The sequence below is a fragment of the Paracnuella aquatica genome, from assembly GCF_003332885.2.
Taxonomy (GTDB): Bacteria; Bacteroidota; Bacteroidia; order Chitinophagales; family Chitinophagaceae; genus Flavisolibacter; species Flavisolibacter aquaticus.
Map to the genome: position 1 here is coordinate 1 of NZ_QOWJ01000001.1, position 24,098 is coordinate 24,098.

A 24,098-nucleotide genomic window follows, 5' to 3' on the forward strand; every position below is an offset into this window, starting at 1 on the left:
CCGATTTGAAGGAAGCATCGTACTTGCGCCGGGGTTTCTGTGCATTTTTGTGCTGCATTGTTACTTGCTAATTTACGCAAGTCAACTGTCCAGAAAAATTAGACCATCTCAGTTGATTTAGTTAATAAATAAATGCTACCTATATCAAAATATAAAGTTTAAACTCGTAACTCGTCACTCATAACTGATAATTCATAACTCATAATTTCGCTCTCTACCTCCCCACCACATCCCACAAAAACCGAAACAGCGTACCTACAACCACCAGCAGGAAAAAGATGCGGATAAAACTATTGCCGCGGGCAATGGCCAGGCGGGCACCCACAAATCCGCCCAATGCATTGCAACAAGCCATGGGCAGGGCAATGGCCCAAATGATTTTTCCTTTCAGCAAAAACAAAATAATTGAACCCAGGTTGGTGCTCAGGTTCACCAGCTTGGCATGCGCCGATGCTTTTAGGAAATCGAAATGGAGCAGGCCGACAAAGGAAAGTACCAAAAATGATCCGGTACCCGGGCCGATAAAACCATCGTAAAACCCGATTAGAATGGCTGCAATGGCCGCTAACGCCAACTCGGTTGATGCGCTTAGTGTGTGCTCACTGTGTTGCCCAAACGATTTTTTAATATAAGTATAAACCGTCACCAGCGACAATACCACCAGCAACACCGGTTTCATAAAATCGTTGGGTACCAGTGTTAGTAAATAAGAGCCGGCAAACGAAGCAACAAACGCCAGGGAACAAATAAGGAGCACCAGTTTGCGGCGTACGGCCACGTTGCGCAGGTATTGAACGGTGGCAATGGCCGTACCGCTGAATGCAGGAATTTTCAGTGAGCCAATGACATTAACCACGGGTAAATTGGGCAAAATGACTAGCGCCGCCGGCGTTTGTATCAACCCGCCACCGCCCACAATGGCGTCTACAAAACCGGCAAAAAAAGCTGCGGCACAAAGCAGCAGCAACTGAACAAGGGAAATATCCATCGGGACGGCAAAGGTAACCGGTGATTTGTATGATTTGAAAGGATTTGAAGGAGCTTCAAGGTGAAAAATTAATGCAATTTGTAGCAGGTAAAACTCAGGTTTTGATGGAAACCGTATTGTCAATCTTTTCAAATCATCGACATCACTGGTCAAAAAAAAAGTGCGTCAGCTACTGACGCACCAAATTCGTTCAAGCATTTGCCCCTGGTTTAACGGTTTCTGTCCTGGCCGCGTTCAGTTGAGCGGTTGCGGCCGCCGCCATGCGAGTTTTGGCCGCCTTTACGGCCTGCTTCGCGGGCTTCTTCCGAGCTCCATTCGTGTGCTACACCCTGGCGGTGTGCCGCGCGGCCACCGGCCGATGCAATTTCACGTTGACGCTGGGGATCCATCGATGCAAAACCGCGGCGTGATGTTCTGCTTTGCTGGCCACTGTTTTCTGCAGCAGCATTTTGCTTGCTACCCTGATTTCGGTTTTCTGCCATGATCAGTAGGTTTTATGGTTAAAGAATGACTAGAGCCCCAAAGCCAAATAAGTGCCAAGACTTCCTCGATTTACGTCAGGGTAGCGGATGAGGAAAAATTGGTATAAGTGGCCGTTTTTGGTGCTTTCCTGAAACACAGCAATGAACGCACCAAAGTTGAGCTTTGAACAAAAAAAGGTATAAATAATTGTAATGTGAGTAAACCTTTAGCGGGTCAAACCCAAATATTTGGTGCCCGGCGGTAAAATGAGGTGCTGAGCTGTAACAGCCATACTGCAGTTGCAAACAATTGTATTTGCATTTGTTGGGACAGCTAAAAAATAAATGGCCACCGGGGCGGCCCATTTTTTTACACCTTAAAAGGCTGTTTGGGCGCCTCGTCTCCGGTGGGTTGGTCGACGCCGGCCTTCTGCGTCCAGTCCAGCTCGGTACGGTTGCGCGGAAGGCAGTGCGGGTATTCGCGGTTGATAAATGCCACCAGCCCTTCCCGCACAAAACAGCGCAACTCAAACGCAGCCCCGGAATTGTGGGCACTCACCAGCGATCGTATTTCAATCACGCTATCGGTGGTGTTGGTTACCTGCATGGCTTTTACCCGCCCGTCCCAAAGCGGGTGGTCTTTTACCAGCCGGTCCAGTTCCAGCCGCAGCTGGTCCACCGGCAGGTTATAATCTGCGTAAACAAACACTGTCCCGATGATGTTGGAGCCGGTGCGGGTCCAGTTTTGAAACGGCTTTTCAATAAAATAGGTAATGGGCAAAATCAGCCTGCGTTCATCCCAGATCATAACCACCACGTAGGTGAGTGTTATTTCCTCCACGCGGCCCCATTCGCCTTCCACCACCACCACATCATCAATGCGGATGGGTTGGGTAAACGCAATTTGAAAACCGGCCAGCAGGTTGGCCAGCGACCGCTGCGCTGCAAAGCCCACCACGATGCCGCCAATACCCACACCAGTAAGCAAGCCGGCGCCAATGCGCCGCATGGCGCTAAACGAAAGTAATACCGCCGCAATGGTGAGCAGGAGAATAAGGCCAGTAAGCACTTGCCGCAGGTACACCAGCTGTGTCCGGATCTTTCGTTCCCTAAGATTATCGGCTTTGGCATAATCAAAGCGGTGCAACACATAATCCTGCACCACCTTTATGCTACGAATAAGGAGCCACGAAAAAGTAATGATCAGGCCAATTTCAACAGCCTTACTCAGCCGGTGCATCACCATGGGTGGCAATTGCATTAGTGGTACCAATATGTTTAATATAAACAGCGGGATAAAATAGGACAGGGGGCCGCCCAAGTGCGTGATGATGGCTTGCACCAGCGAAAAAGATTTGCCTTCTTCCGAATTGCGCCGGATAAAGGCCGACAGCACCGTTTTGATGATGAAGCCCAAAATAATGGCTACGGCAATTAAGATAATGTTCCAGTACGATTTGGGAAGTTGCCACTGCCGCAGCAGGTCGCTGATGTATTCTTGCATGGTGGGTGTTGGGTAAACAAAAGGGCGCCGCGGTGAAACCGGCCCAGCGCCTGTTTAATATCGGGTCAAAAATAACCGGCAAAAATGAAAACGACAGCGTGGAGATGTTGGTTCGGCATTTAAAGAGGTCATTTAATGCCATCAGCGGTGCTTTTCTACGCCAACCTGCATGCAATATTCCAACACGGGGCAGCTGCTGCATTTGGGCAATTTGCCCGTGCAAATGTGTTTGCCAAAAGGCATCAGCAACCGGTTGATGGCTACCCATTCCGATTGGGGCAGCCGCTCCTCCAGCGCCTTCATGGTTTTTTCGGGTGTGGGTGCCTGCACATATCCCCAGCGGTTGGTTACGCGGTGCACATGAATATCCACGCCAATTGCCATTTGCCCCGATGCGATGCCCAGTGCCAAGTGGGCGCATTTAGGGCCCACGCCTTTCAGGCTAATCAACTGCTCTGCATCGGCGGGCAGTTCACCGTCCCAATCGGCTACCGCTTTTTGGGCGATGCCCATAATGGTAGCCGCCTTTTGCCCCGGAAATGTGCTGCCATACAACAAGGCCTCGAGTTGTTGTAGTGAAAGCGACGACACTTGTTGCGGCGTGCGGGCCGCGCCAAACAGCCGCAGCGAAACGGGGATGGTGGTTTCATCGAGGGTGCGGATGGAAATAACGCAGGCTACCAGCTGTTCAAAAAGAGTGTTGTATCCCCGTTCGTATAAATCGAATAATGCAGCTTTGGGAAAAGGTGCAATGGCTGCTTCAATGCGGCGGAACATTTCCGGGATATCAAACGGCGTTTTCATCCACTCATTTTGCCGCAAGGCTTCAACAATAATACCATGCGTGGCGTGCATGAAAGCTGGGCTATTGTGTTTTACCGGAATATTTTGTATTTCGCATTGCGCAAGCAGGTTGAATAGAGCGTGTTGTTACAAAGCATGTGTTATTGTTAATGCTCATCTCACCAACTTTTTATAGCACGAAAAACCACGTGTGGCGAAGGACGTACCAATAAAAAAGCAGCCCGTTGGCTGCTTTTTTAGTTTGGCATTGCGGCTGTTGTTACCGCACAAAACCTTTAGATCGAAGGCTGTTCGCCGGGCCGCTCTTCTTCGTTGGAAAGATCGGCATCCACCTTTTTGCCTTTAAAGGCCTCCTGCGAAAATTGTACATCATCTGTCGAGGGTTCTTCGCCCGGCGCCTTATCTACACCTTGCTGGCCGCTGCCCCGCCCGGCATGTTCGTTTTCGTGGCCCCGGTCCTTATGTTGTTGTTCTTTGTTTTGTTCGGTATTCATGATGTTTTTTCCAAAACACCCTAACAATATTGTGCCACCTGGTGCGGCTTAAAAAAGGCAGCGATTTTGCGTCGCGGTTGGTGAACCATTTGTGGCCAAACTGCATTATATTAACAGGGCAGAAGGTTAACAGTTTGTTGTGCGCTGCAGCAGAAGTTTTAGAAATCCGGTGCAATGAAGCCTTCGTAAATTCGTTTCTATTACACTTTCGGAAAAAAGATAATAACAACATCAACACATGAGTTTGAACAACAACCGCTGGGTGTGGGCTTCCCTGTTAGGCCTGTTTCTGGTTACTGCCTGTAAAAAAGAAAAGGCTGAAGAAGACACCACCACACCGCCGCCTACAACAACTCCGCCGCCACCGGCTGTTACGCTGGCCGACCGGCAAAAGGACACGGCATTTTTGTATGCCCGTGAAATTTACCTCTGGAACGAGCAGCTGCCTTCCAGCTTTAATCCCCGCGCATATGCCGACCTCAACGAGGTGATGACACAGATCCGCCAGTTTAGCAAGGAGCCCGGGTTCAACCAAGCGGTTGACCGCTGGAGCTTTGCGGTAAAACAGCAGGAGTGGGACAATATTTCATCGGGCATCGCCGGCGATTTTGGCCTCACTATTTTCTTTAAAGAAGATGGCGATTTGCGGGTTCGTTCGGTAGAGCCGGCATCGCCTGCAGGCAAGGCGGGCATCCGTCGCGGCTGGCGCATCACGGGGCTCAACGGCAGCACCAATATGAAAGTGGCCAACGCCAACGCCATTGTAAATGCTGTTTACCAAAGCACTAATACTGCATTCACCTTTAGCAAGCCCGATGGCAGCGAGGCCAACATTAACCTCAGCGTAGCCGAATACCAGGAGCGCCCCGTTTACCTTGATTCGGTGTACACCGTTGGCGGTAAAAAAATCGGGTACATGGTATTTAATTCGTTCCTAGGCAACCAGGAGCAGATCTTCACCGATTTCCAGCGGGTGTTTAGCCGCTTTACTGCCGCACAGGTAAATGATGTGGTGCTCGACTTGCGCTACAACGGTGGAGGTTATGTGTCCTATCAAAACAAATTGGCCGGTTACCTGTTGCCGCCATCGGCAAACGGTAGCGTGCTGATGAAGCAGGAATACAATAAGCTGTACAGCAAAGAATTTAACGACACCACTTACGTGAAAAAAGAAGGCTCGCTGAACCTGCCGCGGCTGTTTGTGATTGTGAGCAACAACACGGCTTCTGCATCGGAGCTGCTTATTAACAACCTGAAGCCTTATATGGATGTAAAACTGGTGGGCTTTTCTGATGCCACTTATGGCAAGCCTGTTGGTTATTTCCCCATTGGCATCGGCGATTGGTACATTCTCCCGGTTTCATCGCGCAGCACCAATAAACTGGGCAGCGGCAATTACTTCAATGGTTTCGCGGTGGATTCGAAAGTGGCCGACGGCCTGGATAAAGACTGGGGCGACCTAGACGAATCTTGCCTGAAACAGGCGGTGCGGTACATCACGACCGGTTCGTTCAACGGCAGGATGGATGGCCGTGGCAAAGACCAGTACGTGGCGCCTTCGCCGCAATTGAAAGCAGCCAACACCCTCATTGCCAAAGACGAATTCCGTGGTATGATCGATCCGCGGAAAGGCGATATGCACCTGCTGTTGGATAAATAAAATTTCATTGTTATACTAAAATGCCCGGGCTGTACACCCGGGCATTTTTTATTGCGCCAAACTTTTTGTTAAAGCACTTTTTTGGTAAACGAACGGCTAACTATTTTATCATTCCATTGATTGCGTTGATCACACCGGGTTCGTCGGCTTTGGTTGCTTCGAGGTGTTTACCACTGTACACCAGCCATGATTTTTTGCCCGGCGCATTTTGGTACACCATTTCGGCGTGGGAAAAAGGCACATCCTTGTCTTCCTTGCTGTGGATGAACAGCACCGGCACGGCACCAATATGTTTGATGTCTTCTTTTGCGCTGTAAGGCGAGGGCAGGCCTTTGCGGATCATTTCACGCTGCGCTTCCGGCGAATGATCGGCGGCTATATCCGAAAACGAAGCAATGTTACCATCAAGCACCAGCGCCGAAACTTTTGCTGCATTATTGCGGGCCAGGTTGGCCGCCACCTGCGTACCCATCGATGCGCCGTAGATCACCAGTTTTGTTCCTTTCACATCGGGCCTTGCCAACAGGTAATTAAACAACACCTGCCCGTCGGCGGCAATATTGCGGTGGGTAGGCTTTCCTGTTGATTTGCCATATCCCCGTAAGTCGGCCATGAACACCTGGTAACCCGCAGCGACCAACGGCTTCGTCATAAACAGGTAGGAGGAAACGTTGCCGCCGGCGCCGTGAAAAAACAACACCGTTGCCTTGGGCTTGCCTGGAGGTTTTATAAAAATGCCGGTGATCTGTGCCGAATCAACAGGCAGCACAACGTCTTCATGCGGCACCGAGTCGAGGGCGGGTTTGATGTCTTTGGAAGGAAAATAAAAACGCTCATCCATCTGCGCGGTGGCTGCCGTGCACAACAATAGTAGTAAGGGCAGGATTGTGTATTTGCTCATGTTTGGTTTTTGAGGCCGTGAATATAGGCACGAAGTGGTTTAAAATATAATTTGTTGCAGCCCCGATTTCCTTTTAAATTATTAATGAAACAGGTACACAAAAATGCCGGTGCAATTGGCTGCACCGGCTTTTTGTAACTCCAGAACTGTTGCTTATTCGGTATCCCGCCCGCTGCTTTGGTGGCTGTTGTCATCGGCCATGCGTGGCGGAGTGGGCTCATTGATATCATCGTTCGAAACCCGAACGCTGTCGTTTGCACCCGGCTGCACACTCCGGTCGTGGGCATCTTCTTCAGGGCTTTGCAGCGTGCTGTTGTCGGTTACATATAGCGGGGTGCCTTGCGCCTCCCGATTAGGATTCAGATCGTCGCCACGTACACTGTCAGGTCCATCGGTGCGGTCGTACTGCCTGATCTCGCCGGGTTGTCCCAGATCATCATTTTGGGGATTATTTTTATCCATGATTCTTTGTTTAGCTACAACATATCAGATTGTATGCCACGCACTGGTATCAACAACGAAACGTTTATGACCTTTTGCAATGAGAAATCAACCAGGTGTTATCTATGCTGCTGGTATGTAAGTGCAGGCGCCGTCTGTGTAAGCAATGCTGCTTTTTGGTCCATTGGCGGTTGTGCCATTGCTACAAGCGCTTCCGTAAGCTGGTTGGCTGTGCGGATGCCTGCAACTACGGATGTAACAGCGCTATGATGTAACGCCCAGTTAATTGCAATGCCCGATGGTGTATGGCCATCAGTGCTGTTTTGCGCCACTGCATCTGCTACCTGTTTTACTGTTTCCTCGGTGTGTTCGAGGTATGGCTTTGCCGGTTTGCCCGCCAGTAAGCCCTGTGCCAGCGCACCACGCACCAACACGCCAGTGCCATGCTCCTGGAGCAGTGGAAAAATGGTTTCTTCCGGCCGGCGGTCGAGCAAACTGTATTGCGACATGACACTAGTGATGCCACCTTTTTCGACCCAATACCGCACTACATTGGGCCTTATGGACGATACGCCCCAATAGCGGATTTTGCCCTGTTGTTGCAGTATCTGCAATGCTTCATAAGTTTCATCCAGCGGGTCGTTGATAGTGCCGCCGTGGATCTGGTACAGGTCGATATAATCCGTTTGCAAGCGCCGCAGGCTTTCATTTGCTGCCGCCAAAATGTATTCTTTCGCTGGGTTCCAGTCCCAGCCCGACCCATCCGGCCGCCATTGGTTGCCACCTTTTGTGGCAATGATCACATCCTGGCGTTTGTGTTTAAATGCTTCACCAATCAGGCTTTCGTTTGCGCCTTTATCGTAGAGGTCGGCAGTGTCGAAAAAATTAATGCCGCCATCCAGCGCTGCATGCAACAGTTTGGTATTTTCCGGCGCACCATTCTGCAACGACATACAGCCAAAACTTATCGGGCTGATGTACAGGTCGGAGTTGCCTAGTTTGCGTTTTTCCAGCATAAGTAAAATATAATGGGTCGAGAGGCAAAAAGGGTGCCCGCCAACCGGAGCACCCTTTCCATTTTATCATTGTTTAAAAGGTCGTTTAACCTTTTTCATTCAATTCCACTGCCCAGGCATCGCGGTCGTCCGGTGCAAATTTCCACGGCGCAAAATTGTTCTCTACGTTGCTGTACATGCCGTTCCATTCGGCGGGCTGGTTGCTTTCTTCCAGTGCCAGGTAACGTTTCAACTGGTTGATGATGCTCAGTGGATTGATCAGTACCGGGCATGCCTGAACGCAGGCCTGGCAAGAGGTACATGCCCAGAGTTCTTCGGTAGTGATGTAATCGTGCAGCAAACTTTTACCATCTTCGGCAACCACGCCATTCGTCGTTTTGGCGCCTACTTCTTCCATGCGGTCGCGGGTGTCCATCATGATTTTGCGTGGACTCAATTTTTTACCTGTTTGGCTGGCAGGGCATGCCTGCGTGCAGCGGCCGCATTCCGTGCAGGTGTAGGCATCGAGCAGGTTTTTCCAACTCAGGTCGGTAATGTCGCGGGCTCCAAATTTCTTGGGTGCTTCGGCCGCTTCTGCCGGCACTTTATCGGGCTCCATGGCGTACAATACTTCCCGCTGAATTTCGGGCATGTTGGTCATTTCGGCCTGCGGCGCGAGCCGCGCATAATAGGTGTTGGGAAAAGCCAGAACAATGTGCAGGTGCTTGGAGTACGGGATATAATTTAGGAACACAAATATGCCCGCAATATGCAGCCACCAGGCAATGCGCTCAATGGCTACCAGCGTTGCGGCAGGCAGGTTTTGCAAAAGGGATGCAATGCCGCCAGAGATCCAGAAATTGGTAGACAATTCGGCGTAATGTCCGTGACCTTGCAGCTGCAATGCACGGTCAGAAGCATTCATCAGCAGGAACAGCGACATCAATACAATCTCAAAAAACAAGATGTAGTTCGCGTCACTGCGTGGCCACCCGGCCAGCTCGGGCATGTTTAGCCTGCGTACATTGAGCACATTGCGCCGCACTAAAAAAATAACACAGGAAGCAATCACCAACGCGGCCAGTATTTCAAAGAAATTAATGACAAACGTATAAAAGCCGCCCAGTGGCTGCGCAAACAACCGGTGGGTGCCCAGCACACCATCAAGGAAAATTTCGAGCACCTCAATGTTGATGATGATAAAAGAGGCGTACAAAATAAAATGGAGCACGGCCACCAGCGGTTTATCAAACATGCGTTTTTGTCCAAATGCCATCAGCAGCACATTGCGCCAGCGGTCGGGGTGGGGTTGGGTGTCTTCATCGCGGCCCAAAGCAATATTGCGCCGGATGGCTGCCGCTTTTTTTACAAATAAAAAAATAGCAATGCCCGCCAGCAGCAAGAATAAAATTTGTTGTGCAACCTCCATGTTCCGTAATTAGATTTGCTAAAATAAACAATTAACGGTTTGGCTTTCCCTCTTGTGCATTGGTGCAACAGAAGGTGCAGGCCAAAGTTTTTCGCGGCTACAAATTATTTTATATGACGACCACACAGCGCAGCGCCATTCTTTCCCAACCTGATATCAAACGCCGGATGCGCCGCATGGCCCTGGAAGTGGCGGAACGCAATACCGAAGAAAAAAGCCTGGTGGTGGCTGGTGTGGAAGGCAATGGCATGGTGGTGGCCCGAAAACTCATTGACGAACTGGCGCAGGTATTGAACATCGATATTCAACTGGCCACGATCCGGCTCGATAAAAAGAACCCGGTTGCCGCTACTATTGAAGGAGACGTGGAAATTACCGGAAAAAACATTTTGGTGGTGGACGATGTGGCCGATACCGGCCGTACGCTGCTGTTTGCGCTGAAGCCTTTTTTGGATCGTATGCCCAAGACCATTCAAACGCTGGTGCTAGTGGAGCGCAGCCACAAGTTATTCCCGGTTACTTCTGATTTTGTAGGGTTGTCGCTATCCACTACACTGCAGGATCATATCCAGGTGGATACAGAAGGCGATGAAATTTCCGGTGCGTATTTGGAATGATTGACGCAAGCAGATGGAAACTACATTTAAATGGTCTCCGCCTTTTTTGAATTTTGCATTTTGATTTCACCAAGTTTCTTCTATTTAAAACACACCTAATACGCAATCCATCTTCCTTTGAGTTTTCCTCCGGTCCATTCCAGTCCGGGTGCGGGAAACTTCAAACAGTTGAGTGCAGTGAGTAAAGTTTTTACTCCTCTTCGGTTGGTTTTAATACGGGTAAAATCAATATCCGGCGCCAGGTACCATTGCCGTTGGCGCCTTATGTCGGGCCTGTTAAAAATCACATTTCCCTGTGCATCGGCAGCTTTATTTTCAAACCCGCCCCAAAGCCCCGAGGCACCATAGCCAAAAGCAATATTGAGCCAGGAGGGAAGTGCTGTACTTTTTGTGATAGCACTTAGGTTGGCGCTCAGCCAATAAGTTTGGGTGTTGTAATCTTTCAGCAGTCGCTCCGGCACCGAAGGGCCGAACAGGTTGTCGGCACGGGCCTCGAGCATGCCTGTATAACGGCGGGGCGCAGCCGAAAATTTGATCTGTAATTTTTGTTCCTGCCAGGTTAATTGTTGCGCAGCAAAAATCAGAGTGCCAGCAGTGTTGGCACCTACGTCTGCCCAGCTCCATCCCCATTTTTGAGATCGTGCATCGAGGTATTCAATAATGGTCATGTAACCAAGACTGGAAGCGCTGCCGAGCAGCACTGCTTTTTTGTTGGGAACACCAGCCCAATGCCACAACCGGCTGGTACCGCGGGCCACCTGGTAGGCCGTCCAAAGGTGACCGGCTTTGTCCAATTGCAACCATTCGCGGCTATCGTCAAACGTTTGAAAATGGGTGCGGGGATATTGTTTGTACCAAGCTTCATTGAGCAACACCAGCGAGCCAACGGCAAAGCCTGCAGATGCTACACCAACCCAAAGCTGGCGGCTTTTGGGAATGCCAACTGGGCATTTAATTGGCGAGCTTAAAGCATCTGTACTATGCTGTGCGGCATTCGGTAACAGTGTATCCTGCGCCCATATCTGCAGCCACGCCAAACAAAGCAGTAAACAACCCAATTTTTTCACTGCCGCAAAAGTAAGCAGGATGCAGCAAGTGGAACGACGGGGTCATTAATCCACCGCGGCATGGCTTTGGTAGCAGCAGTGGCGCAATTGATATATTGGGTCAATAATCCGGCGCCAAGTGGGCAAATCCGGAGGTTCCTTTGTACAATTGCATAAATTTTTTCAACACAAAACTATTCAAGCAATGGATGCTGCCATTCAACAACGCGTAGATACCTGGCTCAACGGCAATTACGATGCGGAAGTAAAAAGTGGAATAGCAAAGCTGCAGGCCGAACAGCCCGAAGAACTGGCCGATGCATTTTACCGCAACCTTGAATTTGGTACCGGTGGCCTGCGTGGCCTCATGGGCATTGGCACCAACCGGATGAATAAATATACCGTGGGTATGGCCACACAGGGCTTTGCCAATTACCTGCGCCAAAACTTTGAAGGCGAAATAAAAGTGGCCATTGCACACGACAGCCGCAACAATGCCCGCTTTTTTGCCGAAACCACTGCCAATGTTTTTGCGGCCAACGGCATTAAAGTGTTTTTGTTTGAGGGCATGCGGCCTACGCCGGAACTTTCGTTTGCCATCCGCCAACTGGGTTGCCAAGGCGGTGTAGTGTGCACCGCATCGCATAACCCTAAAGAGTATAATGGTTACAAAGCCTATTGGAACGATGGTGGCCAGTTGGTGCCGCCACATGATAAAGCAGTGATTGCCGAAGTGGAAAAAATTGGCAGCGTGGATGAAGTGAAATGGAGCGGCGGCGAAGCCAACATCACCATCATTGGCGCCGAAATGGACGAAGCCTACATTAAAATGGTGCAGGGCCTCAGCGTGAACCCCGAAGTGATCAAAGAGCAGCGCGATCTTAAAATTGTTTATACGCCCATACATGGTACGGGCATTACGCTGGTGCCGCGGGTGCTTGCAGCCTATGGCTTCGATAACGTAACTGTTGTTGCAGAACAAAGCGAACCGAATGGCAATTTTCCAACCGTTGTGTACCCCAATCCCGAGGAAAGCGAAGCCATGAGCATTGGCCTGAAAAAAGCCGAAGCCATTGATGCCGACATTTTGTTGGGCACCGATCCCGACAGCGACCGCGTGGGTATTGGCGTAAAAGACAATGCAGGCAAATGGGTGCTGCTCAATGGCAACCAAACCGCGGTGCTGGCATTTAATTACCTCATCGAAAGCCGCAAGGAAAAAGGCCTGGCGCAGCCCAACGACATGGTGGTGAAAACAATTGTTACCACCAACATGATCGATGTATTTGCAGCGCAAAATGGCGTGCAGTGCTACAATGTGCTCACCGGTTTTAAATGGATTGCCGAACTGATCAAAGAAAAAGAAGCCACCGAAAATTATATCATTGGCGGTGAGGAAAGCTACGGCCTGATGATCGGTTCGCAACTGCGGGATAAAGATGCTATTTCAGCGGTGGCTATTTTATGCGAAATGGCTGCTTACGAAAAAACGAAAGGCCGCAGCCTGTATCAAAAACTGCAGGAGCTGTATGTGCAATACGGCTTCTACCTCGAGCACCTTATTTCCATTACCAAAAAAGGCCGCGACGGGCAGCAACAGATTGCCGAAATGATGGAGCGTTTCCGCAACAACCCACCCAAAACTTTGGCCGGCAGCCCTGTTGCTACGCTGCTGGATTACGAAAAGCGGGTACGCACCGATTTGCAGAGTGGCAGCCAGTCGCCCATTGAATTGCCCAAAAGCAATGTGCTGCAGTTTGAAACCGCCGATGGTACCAAGGTGAGTGCCCGTCCGTCGGGAACAGAGCCCAAGATCAAATTTTATTTTAGTGTAAATGCGCCGCTGGCTTCAGTGGAGGATTACGAAAAAGTAGAAGGCGAGCTGCGGCAAAAAATTCAAACCATTATTGCGGACCTGAGTTTATAAACACTAAACCCAATCATCAATAATTATTTATAAATAATTATTGATGATTGGGTTTTTTAATGCGAACCTCCGAACGCTAAAAAGGCACCTAACGGTGCCCTTTTGCTCTTGTGGTGGATGGTCTTAATATATTGTGGTTTTTCTGTGTCAGGGTCAATTTTTGATCAGCACCACAAAGTAAAGACGAATCCACCGGGCAAAAGGTTTGTTTTCGACGAAGGCCTGTTTTTCTTCGTTAAAAGCTATGGGCTGTGCTCTTTCCAGGTAGGGGCAGTAACCGCGGCACCTGTTGCTGGTACCTACGGTAATCGTCGCCAAACTCCTGCAGCAACTTTTGCTCTTCCCATCTAATGGCCCAAATGGTGTAGCCGGTAATAATTGCATTGGCAATCAGCAGCGACAGTTGCGGCACGGCCACCCACAATCCCCAGATGGCCATAAAAGTGCCGGTGTACAACGGGTGCCGCACAAAACGGTGAATGCCGCTGATCTGCAGTTTGTTGGCCGCCTGCTCATCGTTGAGGTACAGACTCTTGAGGCCGCTCAGGTGCATGAAATATTTGCGGATGCAAATGCCCATCACCAGCAGCCCGCCCAGGCCAATCAGCGCACCGGCAATATTCGAAAGGAGCGTGGGCGTAAACAGGTAGGGCGTATCGATTGATAATTGGTAGCCCACCACGGCACCCAGCGATACAAATGCAAACAACGTATACCAAAGCCGGTATAACCTGAACCCTTTGCCCATTAGCTTTTGCGCCTTTTGCTTTGCCCTGATGCTGGCCAAGATGCTGTGCAGGGCACAAAAAAGGATCCACATAGTGGCTAGAATAAGATGTTGCTGCAGCATGCATGTATGATACAAAATGCTGTGCCATTCGGTTATTTTTATTTTGGGTAAAAATGCAAGCGAGCCTGTGGGTTGTAATATTTTTCCACAGCAACCTTACGCTGTAACTGCCGGGCTTAAACGCATTTGTACAGCGCTATTTTCAGCCCCAGTAAAAGCTTCATTATCAGCAGGTGGCCGGCAGCGGCGTATCTTCGCGGCATGAGAAAGTACGACGACAGTTACCGGCACAAGGGAATGCGCAAAAAACTAACCGACCTGGTTCGCTCCAAGGGCATTACCAACGAAAAAGTGCTGGCTGCCATCGAAAACATTCCCCGCCACTATTTTCTCGATTCGGCATTTGAAGAGGTAGCTTATGAGGATCGTGCTTTCCCAATTGCCGAAGGCCAGACCATTTCGCAGCCCTACACCGTGGCGTATCAAACGCAGTTGCTGGAAGTGCAGCCTTTTCAGAAAGTGCTGGAAATAGGCACGGGCAGCGCTTACCAGGCATCGGTGCTGGCCGAAATGGGCGCACAGGTATTTACCATTGAGCGACAAAAAAAACTGTTCGAGCTCAACAAAACTTTCCCCTACCTGCGCAAATACCCAAACATCAAATTTTTTTACGGCGATGGCTTTGAAGGCCTGCCCACTTACGGCCCGTTCGATAAAGTGCTGATCACCGCGGCTGCGCCATTTATTCCCGAAAAATTGATTGCGCAAATGAAGCCCGGCGGCATGATGGTGATACCTGTCGATTCGGGACAAACGCAGATCATGAAACGCATCACCAGAAACGCCGATGGCACCCTTTACGAAGAAGCCTTCGACCGCTTTTCATTTGTGCCCATGCTGCAGGGAAAAAACGATTAGCAAGCATATAGGACAGGCTCAATTACATTTCTATTTTCCTTTGTGCCCCTTTGTGTCCTTCGTGTCTTCGTGGTTCAAAACCCCATCGCTTAAAATATATTTTCGGTTAAGGATGAGTTTCGGTTGAATTGTTTGTCAAACAGAATTATTTTGCCCCTGTTCTGCCGCCAATTAAACCAACGGCCTCCGGCGGAGGTACCAGCTTATGCGCATTGTTTCGTTTTTAATACCGGCAATCATTACCATCGCCCTCATGATCGGGCTCGATAATAAATGGGGATCCGTACCGCCACTGGGCCGCTTTTTAAGCCCGCAGCAAGGGTTTTGGCAAAACGCAGAAGCAAAGGATCACAACTTTTCGGCCGACCTGCGCCTGAAAGGTGTGCAGGGCAAAGCTGCCGCTTACCTTGATGAGCGCTTGGTGCCGCATGTAATGGCCGACAGCGAAGAAGACGGGTATTTTGTACAGGGTTATTTGCATGCAAAATTCCGCCTCTGGCAAATGGAGTTTCAAACCCGTGCAGCAGCCGGCCGCATTTCGGAGGTCTTGGGCAACAACCCGCAATACATCCGCTTTGATCGCGAACAGCGCCGCGCAGGCATGGTGTACGGCGCCGAAGCAGCTTTAAGGGAAATGGAAGCAAACCCGGTTTCGAAAGCAGTGCTGGATGCATACACTGCCGGAGTGAATGCTTATATTAATTCGCTTTCCAAAAGCAACCTGCCCATTGAATACAAATTGCTGGATTATAAACCGGAGCCCTGGAGCAACCTGAAAGTGGCGCTGTTCATCAAGCTGATGAGCGCCGACCTTGCAGGCCGCGGCTACCACCGCGATATCGAATTTTCCAACGCCAAGGCCATTTTTGGAGAAAGCCAGATCAACCTTTTGTATCCGCAGGTTTCAGATTCGGCCCGACCCATTGTGCCGGCGGGTACGCCTTTCGATACCCCTTCGGTAAAACCGCGTAAACCGGCATCCGCCGACTCGCTTTACTTTCAACGGGATACTTCACTCCGGTCGAAACCGGCGCAGCAGTTTTCGCGGCTCAACGGCAGCAACAACTGGGCGGTGGCCGGCAGCAAAACTGCTTCTGGCAGTCCCATTTTGGCCAATGATCCCCACCTGGGCCTATCGTTTCCGTCCATCTGGTACGAAATGCAATTAAAAACACCGCTGGTAAATGCCTATGGCGTTTCTTTTCCCGGCATCCCCGGTGTGGTCATCGGTTTCAACGACAGCATTGCTTTTGGTTTTACCAACGCCGGCCGCGATGTGGGCGAATACTACAATGTGCGTTTCCGCGATGCATCGCGAACAGAATATTGGTTTGATAGTGCATGGAAACCGGTGGAGCAGCGGGTGGAGCAAATTGCGGTGCGGGGTGCCGGTGTGGTGCTCGATACGGTGGCCTACACCGTGTTTGGGCCGGTACTGTACGACCAGACTTTTTCAGCCGAAGGCGTGCCGGTAGATACAGATCGCGGCCTGGCTTATCGCTGGGCAGCACACGATCCTTCCAACGAGGTGCTCACCTGGATTTACCTGGACCGCGCAAAAAATTATTCCGACTATTACGAGGCCATCCAGCATTTTACCTGTCCGGGACAAAATATGTTGTTTGCCTCCAAAAAGGGCACCATTGCGCTGTGGCAACAAGGTCGTTTTCCGGCCTTGTGGAAAGGGCAGGGGTTGTACGTAATGCCCGGTGAGGACAGCAGCTACATGTGGCAGGGCTTTATTCCCCCGGCCGAAAACCCGCATGTGGTTAATCCCGAAATTGGCTTTATCCAAAGCGCCAACCAGCGGCCGGTGGACAGCACTTATCCTTATTTTATTCCCGGCGACTATGCCGAAGCCCGTGGCATCAGTGCCTATACGCAACTGCAGCAAATGAACCGCGTAACTGTTAGTGATATGATGCGGCTGCAGTGCGACAACCAGGATTTTTTTGCCCGTATGGCTGTACCGATGTTGCTGCGATACGTTTCCCGCGAGGCGCTCAACGTTAGTGAAAACAGGCTGGTGGAAGCAGTAGGCCAATGGAATTTTGTAAACGATGCCGAATCGGAAGCGCCGAGCATTTTCCGTGCCTGGCTTACCGAACTGGATTCTGCCATTTGGGAAGATGAATTTACCCGCATCAAACAACGCCGCGAATACCCCACAGCACAAACGATGATGGAGTGGCTGCTGCGCGATTCGGCAATGCAATATGTGGACGATGTGGCTACGCCAGAAAAAGAATCGCTGCAGTTCCAGGTCACCGCTGCATTGCGCCGTGCCGCTGCCGATCTGCAGGCCGGCGACAACGACAGCCTGGAATGGTGGCGCCGCAAAAACACTTCTATTTATCACCTGTTGCGCACTGCGGTTACGCCTTTTGCCCGCACCGGAATCAAAACCGGCGGTGGCACCCGTTCGCTCAACGCTATGTCGGGCACACACGGGCCCAGCTGGCGCATGGTGGTGCACCTAGCGCCGCAAACCGAGGCTTATGGCGTGTATCCCGGCGGGCAGAGCGGTAACCCCGGCAGCCGTTTTTACGATAATTTTGTGGGCGCTTGGGCGGCCTCCAAATATTACCGGCTTTGGGTAATGAAGCCTGAGGAAAAAGCGGACAAGCGGGTAAAATGGGTGCTCAATTTTGAGCCTGCCTGATGTTCTTTAATAACTAATGCAAGCGATCAATAATTTATAACGTACACCATCATGCGCTTTTTGCTTTCCACTGTTTTGATTGCCCTGCTGGCTTTTGTGGCCGGGATGTTTTTTCCGTGGTGGTGCCTGGCCATTGTAGCCTTTGGCGTGGCCTTGTTGGTGCCGCAAAAGGGCTGGGGCAGTTTTGGTGCCGGATTCCTGGGCATTTTTATTTTGTGGGCTGTTGTCGCCGTTTGGATAGATACACGCAACAACAGCCTGCTGTCGCAAAAAGTAGCGCAGCTTTTTTCACTGGGCCATTCTACTATACTACTCGTGTTGGTTACTGCGCTGATCGGCGCACTGGTGGGCGGCTTTGCAGCATTGACCGGTGGCAAATTGCGCAAGTTGATGCAGCAGGACGATAGCCGGTATTGACCTATTTGCACCTATTATATCGGCTTATTTTAGCCGCGTACCAACTGTTGGTGCCGTCAATTTTACCAACTTGCAATTATCACAGTTGTATCAGCAATTCTTGCCACGCCTTTTTTACCGGTATAAATTTCATTTTTCGTTTTTCAACTGGGTATGCCTTTATTACCTTTGCGGCAACCTATAAACCAAAGAAATACCAACAGTATGGCTTTAATGACCACCACCACCCAGCAACCCGTTGTTACCCAAAATACTCCTGCGCAGCAGCCCGAGGCCGATAGCCCTGCCGCATCGCTGCTCAGCGCCATTTTTTTAAGTGTATATGCCGGCCAAAAAAGCCGCAAGCAACTGCGCCAGTTAAAGCGTAAAGCGGCCTGGCTGATGGTAAAGCAAAAAGCATCTTCCATGTTTTCCCGCACGGCGGCCACCGAACGCCAGATCATTTTGTATGTGTTGATCGGCATCCTTGCACTTGTGCTGGTATTTTATTATCCCATTGCCGCACTGGTACTCGCTATTGTCGGCCTGATCCTGTTTTTAACGGGAACGATTTAGTGAGGCTTGTGACGTCAAACGTGAAACGTCAATCGTGAATGGTGAATTGTCAATAGTTTGTTGCTTCATTATTTTAGGGTGCAGCAGTTTGGTAATATGGCAATGAATGGAACATTGCGCAGCATCACCAAACTGCTGCACCTTTCACTTTTCACTTTTCACGATTCCCAATTGACGAAGATTAGGTTTTTTCCATCCGCTCTACGGGTTATCTTTGCGGCGCTGAAAATTTTGTTCGCCCTGCAAGCGTCCTTAAAATTTAACCCATGGCTTTATTACACAACCGCGTCTCCAACGAGGAGTTGAAAAAACGTCTGTACGCCGAAACTACGCCGCGTACCACCATTTCTTTTTACCAGTATTTTCCTATTGCCGATCCCAAAGCATTTCGCGATGAGCTGTATGCAGCTTTGGACCACCTAAAAGTGTTTGGCCGCATTTACGTGGCACACGAAGGCATCAATGCGCAGATCAGTGTGCCGCAGCCTTCTTTTGAAGCGCTAAAAACTTACTTGTATTCCATCGAGCCGCTGAACGGCCTGCGCCTGAACGTAGCGGTGGATGATGACGGCAAATCGTTTTGGGTGCTGAAAATAAAAGTGCGGGAAAAAATCGTGGCCGACGGCATCGACGACCCCTCATTCAATATGGAGAACCGGGGTAAATATGTAGATGCTGAAACATTCAATAAGCTAACAGAAAACCCAGACACGATTGTGGTGGACATGCGCAACCACTACGAATATGAAGTAGGCCATTTCGAAGGCGCTATTGAAGTGCCTTCGGATACTTTTCGCGAACAGCTGCCCATGGCCGCCGACATGCTGAAAGATGCGCGGGATAAGCCCATCATCATGTATTGCACCGGCGGCATCCGCTGCGAAAAGGCCAGTGCATACATGCTGCACCAAGGCTTTACACAGGTGTACCACCTCGAAGGCGGCATCATTCATTATGCCAATAATGTTAAGGACAAAGGCCTGGCCAATAAATTTCGCGGCAAAAACTTTGTGTTCGACGATCGCCTGGGTGAACGTATTTCAGACGAGATCATTGCACAATGCCACCAATGCGGCAAGCCCGCCGATACGCATGTGAATTGCGCCAATGAAGCCTGTCATTTATTGTTTATTCAATGCGATGCATGCCGGGAAAAATATGAAAGCTGCTGCAGCAACGACTGCCAGGAAGTGATTCACTTACCCGAAGAAGTGCAGGCCGAACTGCGGAAAGGAATACAAAAGGATACCCGCCATTTTAATAAATCGAAAAGCCGGCTGCGGCCGAGGCTGGGGGAGTAGAGGGGTTAGTTGGCGGTTGATAGTTGTTAGTTGGTAGTTGATAGTGTGCAGATGAAAGTTGGTAAGGGATAATATTTAAATACAAAAGGCCGCTGCAGTGCAGCGGCCTTTTGTATTTAATGTCATTGCGAGCTGCAGCAGGCTTTGTAAAACGTAATCCACTACCGCGCCGAAGCAATCTCCAACAATTTAAAAAACTCGTTAGCCAAGAAGATGTTGCCGGAATTGTGCCGGGGATTGCTTCGGCGCCAGTAATGCAAACAGGTGTTCATTTCCGCTGCGCCTCGCAATGACGTACCTCAATTCCGCATTGCGTTCTTTTTGCAAAGACTACCAACTATGAACTGCCAACTTTTATTTCCTCCTGATCTCCTGCAGCCCTTCCACGATGCGGCCGTAAGTTTCTTCATCATCGAGGGCTTCCTTTTGAAAAGTAGTGCCGGTAACTTTTTCGTATAGTTCAATATAACGCTCCGAAATGGTGTTGATCCATTCGTCGGACATTTCCGGAACAGTTTGCCCTTCCTTGCCCATAAAGCCGTTTTGGATCAGCCATTCCCGCACAAACTCTTTGCTCAGTTGCTTTTGTTTTTCACCGCGCTGCTGGCGTTCGTCAAAGCCATCTGCATAAAAATACCGGGATGAATCAGGCGTGTGTATTTCATCCATCAGCACAATCTGTCCGTTGCGTTTGCCAAATTCATATTTGGTGTCGGCCAAAATAAGGCCCTGCTTGCGGGCCAACTCGTTGCCACGGGCAAAAAGGGCCAGCGCATGGGCTTCAATTTCTGCCCATTCCTCTTCACTCACCAGGTCGTGGCGAATGATGTCGGCAACAGATATGTCTTCGTCGTGGCCTTCGCTGGCTTTGGTGGTAGGGGTAATGATCGGTGTTGGAAAAAAGTCATTTTCTTTTAATCCCTTCGGCATTTCCACGCCGCACAACATACGGTTGCCGCTGCTGTAGGTGCGCCATGCATGGCCGCAAAGATTGCCACGCACCACCACTTCCACTTTATAGGGCACGCATTTGTACCCGATGGCCGCATTGGGCGCCGGTGTGGAAATAAGCCAGTTGGGACAGATATCCCTTGTATGCTCCAGCATAAAAGCCGCAACGCCGTTGAGCACCTGTCCTTTATAAGGAATGGGGCGGGGTAAAATAACATCGAAAGCAGAGATGCGGTTGGAGGCGATCATTACCAGCAGGGTGTTGTCGATGGTGTACACATCACGCACCTTTCCCTGGTAAAAACCCATTTGGTCCGGAAACTCGAATTGCGGCATAAATATTTGGTTTGCAGTGCTGCCTCAAAGGTGCAACAACAGGAGTGTATGCCGCAAATTTTTTTAGGATCGCAATCAATTCCTTATTTTACCCCCCGATTGCTTGATTGATTGCTGCCATCACTGCCAGCCACTTTCAAATCTTGATATTAAACCAACGCCGTCTACCTAAAAAGTACTTATTATGAAACAAGTGCGACACAGGGTATTGTTTTTTGCTGCCCTGTTATTAAGCCTGTGCTCTTTTGCACAGAACATCGTGTTGAATGGAACCTTGCGCAACAGCTTAACAGGCGAGCCGGTTCCCTCGGTTTCCGTTTCGGTGAAAGGAGGCACTACCGGAACATTTACCAATGAAAATGGCGCCTTCCGCATACAGGTGCCCAGCCTGCCGGTAACGCTGGTTTTTTCTTCGGTTGGCTTTCAATCGCAGGAGCTGGACGTAACCAGCGCTACGCAAACAATTGATATTTCTTTCCAGCCCGGCACCTCGCTGGGCCAGGAGGTAGTGGTTTCTGCATCTCGCGTTCCGGAGCGCATTTTGGAGTCGCCGGTATCTGTTGAGCGGGTAAATACAGCCACCATCCGCAATGCACCTGCCGCCAACTATTACGACCTGGTGACCAACCTGAAAGGTGTGGACGTGGTGGCATCGTCGCTTACATTTCGTACGCCTTCAACCCGTGGTTTTGTAGGCAGTGGAAATACGCGTTTTAACCAGTTGGTAGACGGAATGGACAACCAGGCGCCAGGCCTCAACTTTTCGGTGGGTTCGGTTATCGGCCTTACCGAGTTGGATGTAGATAATATGGAATTGCTGCCCGGTGCCTCTTCGGCACTATATGGCTCCGGCGGTATGAACGGCACGTTGTTGATCAATTCAAAAAATCCGTTTCGTTACCAGGGGTTGTCGTTCCAGGTAAAAACCGGCGTGATGCACCTCGACGACCGTACCCGTGAAGCATCGCCTTATTATAACTGGTCGCTGCGCTATGCTAAAAAAGTATCGGAGCGTTTTGCTTATAAATTTGGCACAGAACTGATCCAGGCAAAAGACTGGGTTTCGGACGACTACCGCAACTATAAGCGCCTGGGCACCAACGGTAGCATTGTTGCCGGCACCCGCGAAACCGATCCAAACTACGACGGCATCAACGTTTATGGTGATGAAACTTCTATTCCGTTCCGCACGGTACTGAACGGCATTGGTGCAGCTGTACCTTTCCTTACTGATTATGTTGCCTCATTGCCCGGCACCAACATCAACGTTTCCCGCACCGGCTACACCGAGAACGAAGTAGCCAATCCCAACACCATCAATTTTAAATTATCCGGTGCGCTGCATTACAAACTCACCGACAAAATTGAAGCAGTGCTCGCGGGCAACTGGGGCACCGGCAATACCGTGTACACCGGCAGCCAGCGTTATTCGCTGAAAGACCTGCGGGTGGGTCAATACAAGCTGGAACTGAACTCCGACAAATGGTTTGTGCGGGCTTATACCACGCAGGAAAATGCCGGTGAATCGCACAACCTGACCATCACCACGCAACTGTTTAACGAAGCATGGAAGCCAAGCACCGCCTGGTACCAGCAATATGGTTTTGCTTATATCAATGCCGTGCAGGCCGGCCGTTCTATTGATGCGGCACATGCCATTGCCCGCGCCACTGCCGACCAGGGACGTCCTTCGGCAGGCTCGGCCGAATTCAAACGCATTTTTGACCAGGTAAGAAAACGGCCCATTCCACAAGGCGGTTTGTTCCTTGATCGTTCGGACCTGTACGTGACCGAGGGCCAATACAACCTCACCAGTGCTGTAAAATTTGCGGAGGTGATTGTTGGTGGCAACTGGCGCCGTTACGTGCTCAACAGCGAGGGCACTTTATTTGCCGACAAAGTAGGAGAGCCCATCAAAATCAACGAGTATGGCGCTTACATACAGGTTGGTAAAGAAATCATCAAGGATGTATTGAAACTAACCGCCTCTGGCCGCTACGATAAAAACCAATATTTTAAAGGCCGTTTTACCCCACGCGTAACTGCGGTGTTGAAGCCCGCACCGGACCACAATATTCGTTTGTCGTACCAGACCGCTTACCGTTTTCCAAGCACACAGCAACAATGGATCAACCTGAACGTAGGTACCGGCACACTAATCGGTTCCAACATTTCGCTGTGGGAGATGTACAACCTGCTCGACAATCCTGGCTATGCGCCTGAAGCGCTGCCCAATGCACAAAAGGTTACTTATAAAGAAGTAAAACCTGAATCTGTTGCCGCAATGGAAGCCGGTTACCGTACTGTGATCAATAAGAAATTGTTCCTTGATGTGTATGGTTATTACGGCACTTATCAAAACTTCCTCAGCCGCCGCGATGTGATCCAATGGGCGTCTGGCCAGCCAGGCCCCATCAATGAAGGTGTTGGTTTTTCAATCGTGGTCAACTCGCCTGAAAAAGTAAAAACCATTGGCTGGGGCGCCGGGTTTGAATACCTGCTGCCTGCCAACTTTGTGCTGGGTGTAAACCTTTCCTCCGACCAGATTCGTGATGTGCCCGAAGGCTTCCGTGCTTTCTTTAATGCACCCAAGCTGCGTTCCGTAGTATCCATTGCCAACAGCGGCTTTGGTCCGTCCGATCGGCTGGGCTTTACCGCCGCATGGCGCTGGCAGGAAGGTTTCTTTTTTGAAAACGATTTCGTAGAAGGCGATCTGCCTGCTTACCATACCGTTGATGCTTCGTTCAACATCAAGTTGCCCAAAGTAAAATCGATGGTAAAGCTTGGCGCCACCAACCTGCTGAACCAATACTACCGCACTGCACTGGGCAACCCCAGCATCGGCGGCCTGTATTATGTTAGTTATGCATTCAACGTACTCTAAAAACAGTCATCGAAACA

Annotated in this window: 21 protein-coding genes; 9 read left to right on the forward strand and 12 right to left on the reverse strand. The window is 50.2% G+C overall.

Annotation, left to right across the window (positions count from 1 at the left end):
• Positions 1–214: 214 nt before the first annotated feature.
• The 5 genes from DRJ53_RS00005 to DRJ53_RS00025 all read right to left on the reverse strand — a co-directional run bounded on the left by DRJ53_RS00005 (position 215) and on the right by DRJ53_RS00025 (position 4,251).
• On the reverse strand, positions 215–988 hold the full coding sequence (locus tag DRJ53_RS00005) for a sulfite exporter TauE/SafE family protein (RefSeq protein WP_114233545.1): 774 nt from the start codon (positions 986–988) through the stop codon (positions 215–217).
• Between the two features lie 209 nt (positions 989–1,197).
• A complete protein-coding gene (locus DRJ53_RS00010) occupies positions 1,198–1,470 on the reverse strand; it encodes a KGG domain-containing protein (protein ID WP_114233546.1) in 273 nt (90 codons plus the stop codon).
• 349 nt (positions 1,471–1,819) lie between these two features.
• Positions 1,820–2,953 carry a mechanosensitive ion channel family protein gene (locus tag DRJ53_RS00015; protein WP_114233547.1) on the reverse strand — a complete coding sequence of 378 codons (1,134 nt, stop codon included), beginning with the start codon at positions 2,951–2,953 and terminating at the stop codon, positions 1,820–1,822.
• 141 nt (positions 2,954–3,094) lie between these two features.
• Positions 3,095–3,808: an endonuclease III domain-containing protein gene (locus DRJ53_RS00020; RefSeq protein ID WP_206609696.1), complete on the reverse strand. Its 714-nt coding sequence runs from the start codon at positions 3,806–3,808 to the stop codon at positions 3,095–3,097.
• A gap of 224 nt (positions 3,809–4,032) precedes the next feature.
• The gene (locus tag DRJ53_RS00025) at positions 4,033–4,251 is read right to left on the reverse strand and encodes a hypothetical protein (RefSeq protein WP_123893251.1); all 219 of its coding nucleotides are present in this window, start codon (positions 4,249–4,251) and stop codon (positions 4,033–4,035) included.
• A 238-nt stretch (positions 4,252–4,489) separates the two neighbouring features.
• On the opposite strand from DRJ53_RS00025, the gene DRJ53_RS00035 reads away from it, so the two are divergent.
• Positions 4,490–5,911, forward strand: coding sequence for a S41 family peptidase (locus DRJ53_RS00035; RefSeq protein ID WP_114233551.1), 1,422 nt, complete (start codon positions 4,490–4,492; stop codon positions 5,909–5,911).
• A 100-nt stretch (positions 5,912–6,011) separates the two neighbouring features.
• On the opposite strand, the gene DRJ53_RS00040 is transcribed toward DRJ53_RS00035, so the two are convergent.
• From DRJ53_RS00040 to DRJ53_RS00055, 4 genes are all read right to left on the reverse strand, one after another.
• Positions 6,012–6,812, reverse strand: a complete 801-nt coding sequence (locus DRJ53_RS00040) for an alpha/beta hydrolase (protein ID WP_114233552.1) — start codon at positions 6,810–6,812, stop codon at positions 6,012–6,014.
• 153 nt (positions 6,813–6,965) lie between these two features.
• The gene (locus DRJ53_RS00045; RefSeq protein WP_114233553.1) at positions 6,966–7,274 is read right to left on the reverse strand and encodes a hypothetical protein; all 309 of its coding nucleotides are present in this window, start codon (positions 7,272–7,274) and stop codon (positions 6,966–6,968) included.
• 98 nt (positions 7,275–7,372) lie between these two features.
• Positions 7,373–8,269: an aldo/keto reductase gene (locus tag DRJ53_RS00050; protein WP_241558402.1), complete on the reverse strand. Its 897-nt coding sequence runs from the start codon at positions 8,267–8,269 to the stop codon at positions 7,373–7,375.
• An 85-nt stretch (positions 8,270–8,354) separates the two neighbouring features.
• On the reverse strand, positions 8,355–9,677 hold the full coding sequence (locus DRJ53_RS00055; RefSeq protein WP_114233554.1) for a 4Fe-4S dicluster domain-containing protein: 1,323 nt from the start codon (positions 9,675–9,677) through the stop codon (positions 8,355–8,357).
• 113 nt (positions 9,678–9,790) lie between these two features.
• On the opposite strand from DRJ53_RS00055, the gene DRJ53_RS00060 reads away from it, so the two are divergent.
• Positions 9,791–10,294, forward strand: coding sequence for a phosphoribosyltransferase family protein (locus tag DRJ53_RS00060; RefSeq protein WP_114234383.1), 504 nt, complete (start codon positions 9,791–9,793; stop codon positions 10,292–10,294).
• A gap of 95 nt (positions 10,295–10,389) precedes the next feature.
• Here the strand turns inward: DRJ53_RS00060 and DRJ53_RS00065 are convergent, their stop codons facing one another.
• The gene (locus tag DRJ53_RS00065) at positions 10,390–11,331 is read right to left on the reverse strand and encodes a DUF2279 domain-containing protein (RefSeq protein ID WP_162303771.1); all 942 of its coding nucleotides are present in this window, start codon (positions 11,329–11,331) and stop codon (positions 10,390–10,392) included.
• A gap of 214 nt (positions 11,332–11,545) precedes the next feature.
• Between DRJ53_RS00065 and DRJ53_RS00070 the strand changes: the two genes are divergently transcribed.
• Positions 11,546–13,267 (forward strand): phospho-sugar mutase, encoded by a 1,722-nt coding sequence (locus DRJ53_RS00070; RefSeq protein ID WP_114234384.1) that lies wholly within the window; start codon positions 11,546–11,548, stop codon positions 13,265–13,267.
• 235 nt (positions 13,268–13,502) lie between these two features.
• Here the strand turns inward: DRJ53_RS00070 and DRJ53_RS00075 are convergent, their stop codons facing one another.
• The gene (locus tag DRJ53_RS00075; RefSeq protein ID WP_162303772.1) at positions 13,503–14,087 is read right to left on the reverse strand and encodes a methyltransferase family protein; all 585 of its coding nucleotides are present in this window, start codon (positions 14,085–14,087) and stop codon (positions 13,503–13,505) included.
• A gap of 231 nt (positions 14,088–14,318) precedes the next feature.
• Between DRJ53_RS00075 and DRJ53_RS00080 the strand changes: the two genes are divergently transcribed.
• The 5 genes from DRJ53_RS00080 to trhO all read left to right on the forward strand — a co-directional run bounded on the left by DRJ53_RS00080 (position 14,319) and on the right by trhO (position 19,910).
• Positions 14,319–14,975 carry a protein-L-isoaspartate(D-aspartate) O-methyltransferase gene (locus tag DRJ53_RS00080; RefSeq protein ID WP_114233557.1) on the forward strand — a complete coding sequence of 219 codons (657 nt, stop codon included), beginning with the start codon at positions 14,319–14,321 and terminating at the stop codon, positions 14,973–14,975.
• A gap of 205 nt (positions 14,976–15,180) precedes the next feature.
• Positions 15,181–17,637 carry a penicillin acylase family protein gene (locus DRJ53_RS00085; protein ID WP_114233558.1) on the forward strand — a complete coding sequence of 819 codons (2,457 nt, stop codon included), beginning with the start codon at positions 15,181–15,183 and terminating at the stop codon, positions 17,635–17,637.
• 51 nt (positions 17,638–17,688) lie between these two features.
• Entirely contained in the window at positions 17,689–18,054 is a 366-nt protein-coding gene (locus tag DRJ53_RS00090) for a hypothetical protein (protein ID WP_114233559.1), read from the forward strand.
• 204 nt (positions 18,055–18,258) lie between these two features.
• Positions 18,259–18,609 carry a hypothetical protein gene (locus DRJ53_RS00095; RefSeq protein ID WP_114233560.1) on the forward strand — a complete coding sequence of 117 codons (351 nt, stop codon included), beginning with the start codon at positions 18,259–18,261 and terminating at the stop codon, positions 18,607–18,609.
• Positions 18,610–18,875: 266 nt separating this feature from the next.
• A complete protein-coding gene (trhO, locus tag DRJ53_RS00100) occupies positions 18,876–19,910 on the forward strand; it encodes an oxygen-dependent tRNA uridine(34) hydroxylase TrhO (RefSeq protein WP_114233561.1) in 1,035 nt (344 codons plus the stop codon).
• Between the two features lie 354 nt (positions 19,911–20,264).
• On the opposite strand, the gene DRJ53_RS00105 is transcribed toward trhO, so the two are convergent.
• Positions 20,265–21,197 carry a phosphoribosylaminoimidazolesuccinocarboxamide synthase gene (locus DRJ53_RS00105; RefSeq protein WP_114233562.1) on the reverse strand — a complete coding sequence of 311 codons (933 nt, stop codon included), beginning with the start codon at positions 21,195–21,197 and terminating at the stop codon, positions 20,265–20,267.
• Between the two features lie 184 nt (positions 21,198–21,381).
• Between DRJ53_RS00105 and DRJ53_RS00110 the strand changes: the two genes are divergently transcribed.
• Entirely contained in the window at positions 21,382–24,081 is a 2,700-nt protein-coding gene (locus DRJ53_RS00110) for a TonB-dependent receptor (RefSeq protein WP_114233563.1), read from the forward strand.
• Positions 24,082–24,098: the final 17 nt, after the last annotated feature.